This window comes from Geodermatophilus sp. CPCC 205506 (assembly GCF_051383635.1).
In the GTDB taxonomy this organism is placed as follows: Bacteria; Actinomycetota; Actinomycetes; order Mycobacteriales; family Geodermatophilaceae; genus Geodermatophilus.
This window is the reverse complement of the sequence record NZ_JALPKP010000101.1, coordinates 1-4,991: the sequence shown is the minus strand read 5'-3', so window position 1 is coordinate 4,991 and position 4,991 is coordinate 1. Positions and strand designations below refer to the sequence as shown.

At 73.2% G+C, this 4,991-nt stretch carries 3 protein-coding genes; all 3 read right to left on the bottom strand.

The features are described from left to right. Nucleotides 1-1,110, bottom strand: a 1,110-nt coding sequence (locus tag MY520_RS27695; protein WP_436695916.1) for a HAMP domain-containing protein, incomplete at its 3' end; no start/stop codon positions are given. Nucleotides 1,111-1,377: 267 nt separating this feature from the next. Beyond that, nucleotides 1,378-2,985 carry a methyl-accepting chemotaxis protein gene (locus tag MY520_RS27690; protein WP_436695915.1) on the bottom strand — a complete coding sequence of 536 codons (1,608 nt, stop codon included), beginning with the start codon at nucleotides 2,983-2,985 and terminating at the stop codon, nucleotides 1,378-1,380. Between the two features lie 271 nt (nucleotides 2,986-3,256). Beyond that, nucleotides 3,257-4,888 (bottom strand): methyl-accepting chemotaxis protein, encoded by a 1,632-nt coding sequence (locus tag MY520_RS27685; RefSeq protein ID WP_436695914.1) that lies wholly within the window; start codon nucleotides 4,886-4,888, stop codon nucleotides 3,257-3,259. Nucleotides 4,889-4,991 lie beyond the last annotated feature (103 nt).

Below are 4,991 nucleotides of genomic sequence, written 5' to 3'. Positions count from 1 at the left end.
GGCCACCGTCGCCGTCGTCGTCTCCGCCGCCGACACCGCCCGCGCCGCCACGTCGGAGGCCTCCGCGGCGTTGGTCGCGATCTCCCGGATGCTCGCGCCCATCTGCTCCGCCCCGGCCGCCACGGTCTGCACGTTCCGGCTGACCTCGTCCGCCGCGGAGGCCACCACCCCGGACTGCGCCGAGGTCTCCTCCGCCGACGCCGAGATCTGCGCCGACGAGGCACTCAGCTCCTCCGACGACGCCGCCACCGCATCCGCCGACCCGGCCACCGCCGCCAGCACCCCGCGCAGGTCGGCCACCGCGGCGTCGATGGCGGCGGCCGCTCGACCCACCTCATCGTCCCGATGCACCCCGGTGCTGCGGGTGAGATCCCCACCGGCCATGGCCCGCGCGACCGAGACGACCGCGTCGAGGGGCCGCACGATGCGGCGTGCCACAGCCAGTGCGGCGCCCAGGACCAGCAGAGCCCCCGCCACGACGATGGCGATCATGGTCCAGCGGGTGCGTGTCTCCTGCGCCGCGGCGGCGTCGGTCGCCATGACGACCCGCTCCTGCAGCGACTCCTTGAGCTCGGTCGTCAGCGTGATGATCTCGAAGTAGATGGCGTAGCCGTCACCCAGGATCAGCTCGTCTGCGGCGTTCTTGCCCATCGGCGTGTTCTGCGCGTAGAGGGCGACCACCTGGTCGTCCACGGCGAAGAAGTCGTCCCACTTCGTCGCGATCTCGTCGTAGACGGTGGCCTCCTCGGCCGTCAGGACCTCGCGCGGCATGGCCTCCAGCTCGTCGCGGAGCCGGTCGCTGACGTCGAGGAAGCCGGCCCGGTTGGCGCTGTCCGGGGCCACCGCCTGCAGCGCCCCGACCCGGCTGGCGTCCCAGGCGTACGCCGTCTGCCAGCCGCTGACATCGGCGTTGAAGAACTCCATCGCCTGGGAGTGACCCAGGGCGTCGTTCAGCGCGGCGACCTCCTGCCGCGTGGACCCGGCGCCCCCGAGGCCGGCCAGCCCGGAGCCGCCGACGGCGATGGCGGCGGCCATGCCGGCGGCGCCGACGGCCAGGATCGAGCCGCGGACACCGATGCGGGAACGGCGGGCGGGTGTGCTGGTGTCCATGACGGAAATTCACTTCCTACGGGAACGGGGGGAGAACCTCGGACAGTGCCGGATGCGGCTCTCCACAGGACGATGCGTCAGACGCTAGAGGGCGTGGAAAGGTTGGACACACAGTTCACGGGCGTGTCGCGCCGCACCTCGGAGAAATGCTGGTGACCGTTCTGGGCGCACCGCCGAGTCGACATGGTGACGCATTCCCCGCCCGGGGGCGCACAATGGATGAGGGCGCCCGGGGAATGGCCGGGCGCCCTCTCCCGTGGGCAGCGCTCAGTAGGTGAAGCGGGCGACGCTGGTGCGCAGGTCGGCGGCCATCCGGGACAGCTCGTCGACGGCGCTGCGCGTCTGCGTCAGGGCCTGCGTCGTGGAGTCGGCGGCAGAGGACACCCCGGTGATGTTCACCGCGATCTCCCCCGTGCCGCCGGCGGCCTCCGCGACCGAGCGCGACATCTCGCTGGTGGTCGCGGTCTGCTCCTCCACCGCCGAGGCGATGGTGGTCTGCCGGTCGGAGATCTGCGCGACGATCGTGCTGATCTCGTCGATGGCCGCCACCGCCGCGGTGGTGTCGCCCTGGATCGCCTGCACCCGCCGGGCGATGTCCTCGGTCGCCTTCGCCGTCTCCTGCGCCAGCTCCTTGACCTCGTTGGCCACCACCGCGAAGCCCTTGCCGGCCTCCCCGGCCCGGGCCGCCTCGATGGTGGCGTTCAGCGCGAGCAGGTTGGTCTGCTCGGCGATGCTGGTGATCACCTTCACCACGTTGCCGATCTCCGCCGAGGAGTCGCCGAGCTTGGCCACCGTCGCCGTCGTGTTCGCCGCGGCGTCCACCGCACGGGCGGCCACCTGGCTGGCCTCGGCCGCGTTGCTGGCGATCTCCCGGATCGACGCACCCATCTCCTCGGCGCCGGCGGCCACGGTCTGCACGTTCCGCGAGACCTCCTCCGCCGCGGAGGCCACCACGCCCGACTGCGCCGAGGTCTCCCCCGCGGAGGCCGCGATCTGCGCCGACGACGCCGACAGCTCCTCCGAGGACGCGGCGACCGCGTCGGCGGAGGCGACCACCGAGGCGAGCACGTCGCGCAGCCCGGCCTGGGCGGCGTCGAGCGCGGCGGCCATCCGGCCCAGCTCGTCGTCGGACTCGACGTCGGTGACGACCGTCAGATCCCCACGGGCCATGGCCTCGGCGGTGCGCTGGACCGAGCGCACCGTGCCCACCAGCCGGCGCACGACGACGACCGTCGCGGCGGCGGCCAGCAGGACGCTGAGCAGCGCGGTCACCAGCAGCGTGGTGATCGCGGCGCCCGCCTCCCGCTCGGTCTCGGCATTGCGGGCGGCGGCCTCGGCGGACTGTGCCACGCCCTCCTGCTCGAGGGCGTCGGCGATCTCGGTGAGGAGCGGGCTGGACACCTCGCGGTAGAGCGCGGCGTAGCCGGCCAGGTCGCCGCGGTCGGCTGCGGGGAACAGCTGGGTGGCGTTGGACTCCAGGAACTCGGCGCGCGCCTCGAGGTAGGCGTCCATCGCGGCGCGGTCGATCACGAAGGCCTCGTACTCGGCCAGGGCGGCGTCGACGTCGGCCTGCTTCTCGTCCATCTCCCCGAGCAGCTCCAGGCGGCGCGCCGGGTCGGAGACGGCGTACTCGAGCACCCGTGCCCGGTGCGCGGCGGTGGCCCGCTGGACGGCGGACAGCGCGTTGAGCGGCTCGAGGTTCTCGGTGTAGATGCGCTCCTGGCTCTCCCGCATGTCGCCGATGCGGGAGACCGCGAGCACGTTGGTGGCCAGGACGACGACCGCCAGGAGGGCGACGACGGCACCGATCTTCACGCCGATCGGGCGGTCGGCGAACCAACCGCCACGTCGGCGGGAGGTGGTGGTGAGGGGCATGGCGGGGACTCCTGCTGGCGCGCTGGGAATGGGTCGAGCAATCGGCCGGCTCGGCGCACGGTCGCTACACACGAGAACGTAGATGGGCTCCACGACCCGAACGCGCACGCGATCTGTGTCGCGACCATTTTGCAATGTTGCGGAGAAGCCGGGTAGAATTGTCGACACCGCGGTGCGGTGACCATTCCCGGAGGCCGGCGGAAATGCGACGACCCCGGTCGCGCAGCCCCCCGCGGGGCCGCGCGACCGGGGTCGGTCGCCGTCGGAGCGGTCAGTACCTGAAGCGGGTCACCGAGGTGCGCAGATCGGTGGCCATGCGGGTCAGCTCCTCCACCGTGCTCCGGGTGCGGGTCAGCGCCCGCGTGGTCGCGCCCGCGGCGGCGGAGACCCCGGAGATGTTCGTCGCGATCTCCGTCGTCCCGCCGGCCGCCTCGGCCACCGACCGCGACATCTCGCTCGTGGTGGCGGTCTGCTCCTCCACCGCCGAGGCGATGGTGGTCTGCCGGTCGCTGATCTGCGCCACGATCGAGGAGATCTCCCCGATCGCGGTCACCGCCGCCGTGGTGTCGCCCTGGATGGCCTGCACCCGCCGGGCGATGTCCTCGGTCGCCTTGGCGGTCTCCTGCGCCAACTCCTTGACCTCGTTGGCGACCACCGCGAAGCCCTTGCCGGCCTCGCCGGCGCGGGCGGCCTCGATGGTGGCGTTGAGCGCCAGCAGGTTGGTCTGCTCGGCGATCGAGGTGATCACCTTCACCACGTTGCCGATCTCGGCCGAGGACTCCCCCAGCTTGGCCACCGTGGCCGTCGTCGTCTCCGCCGCCGACACCGCCCGCGCCGCCACCTCCGAGGCCTCGGCCGCGTTGGCGGCGATCTCCCGGATCGACGCGCCCATTTGCTCCGCGCCCGCCGCGACGGTGGCCACGCTCTGCGAGACCTCCTCGGCCGCGCCCGCGACGATGCCGGACTGCGCGGAGGTCTCCTCCGCCGACCCCGAGATCTGCGCCGACGAGGCGGACAGCTCCTCGGCCGAGGACGCCACGGCGTCGGCGGCCGCGGCGATGTCCGTGACCGTGGTCGACATCTGACCGGCGGCCTGGTTGAGCGCGGCGGCCATCTGGCCGGTCTCGTCCCGCCCGCGGACCGGCAGCCGCACGGCCAGGTCGCCGTCGGCCAGCCGCACGAGACCGTCGCGCACCTCGCGCACGCCGCGGGTGATCTGGCCCGAGACCACCCACGCCAGGAGCAGGCCGAGGAGGGTGACGACGACCGCGGTGGACCCGGCGACGAGCGAGGTCTGCGCGGCGGCGTCCTCGGCCTCGGCGCGGGCGCCGGCCACGACGCCGTCGACGGAGGCGGCCAGATCGCTCATCGCCTGGTCGAGCACGTAGAACACGTCCCACTTGTCGCCGGTGGACAGGGCGTCACCCTCGTCGAGGCGCCCCTGCTGCCACAGGGCGAAGATCTGGTCGTTGTAGTCGCTCATCGCCGCCCAGTTGGCCTCGATGGTGTCGAGGCTGTCGCGGCCGGCGTCGTCCAGCAGCGAGCGGTCGATGGCGAACAGCTGCTCGAAGCCCGTCGCGCCGTCCCGGTAGGCGGCGACGTTGTCGCCGTCCGGCGCGGCCGCCGCGGCGCCGCCGTCGACGCGGGCCTTCCAGGCGGTGATGTTCTGCCAGTTGGCCGCCCACAGCAGGTCGTAGCGGGCGGCCTCGAGCTGCTGCTGCAGGGCCACCGCGTCGTCCACGCGGGCGTTCAGCCGGTCGGTCCGCTGCCCGTTGACCAGGCCGGTCACGGTGGAGGCCAGGAGACCGAGGAGGAGGACGGCGGTGAGGGCCGCGATGCGGGTCCGGACGCTGCGGTCCCGGTACCAGTGGGGCTGGGGCGTGATGTGCCCCGGGGTGCTCATGGGCGGGGGTCCTCGGTTCGGGTCGGGATGGCGTGGTCGAGGGCCGGGAGGGGCCGACGTGGCCCCTCCCGGGCGGATCAGTAGGTGAAGCGGGCCACGCTGG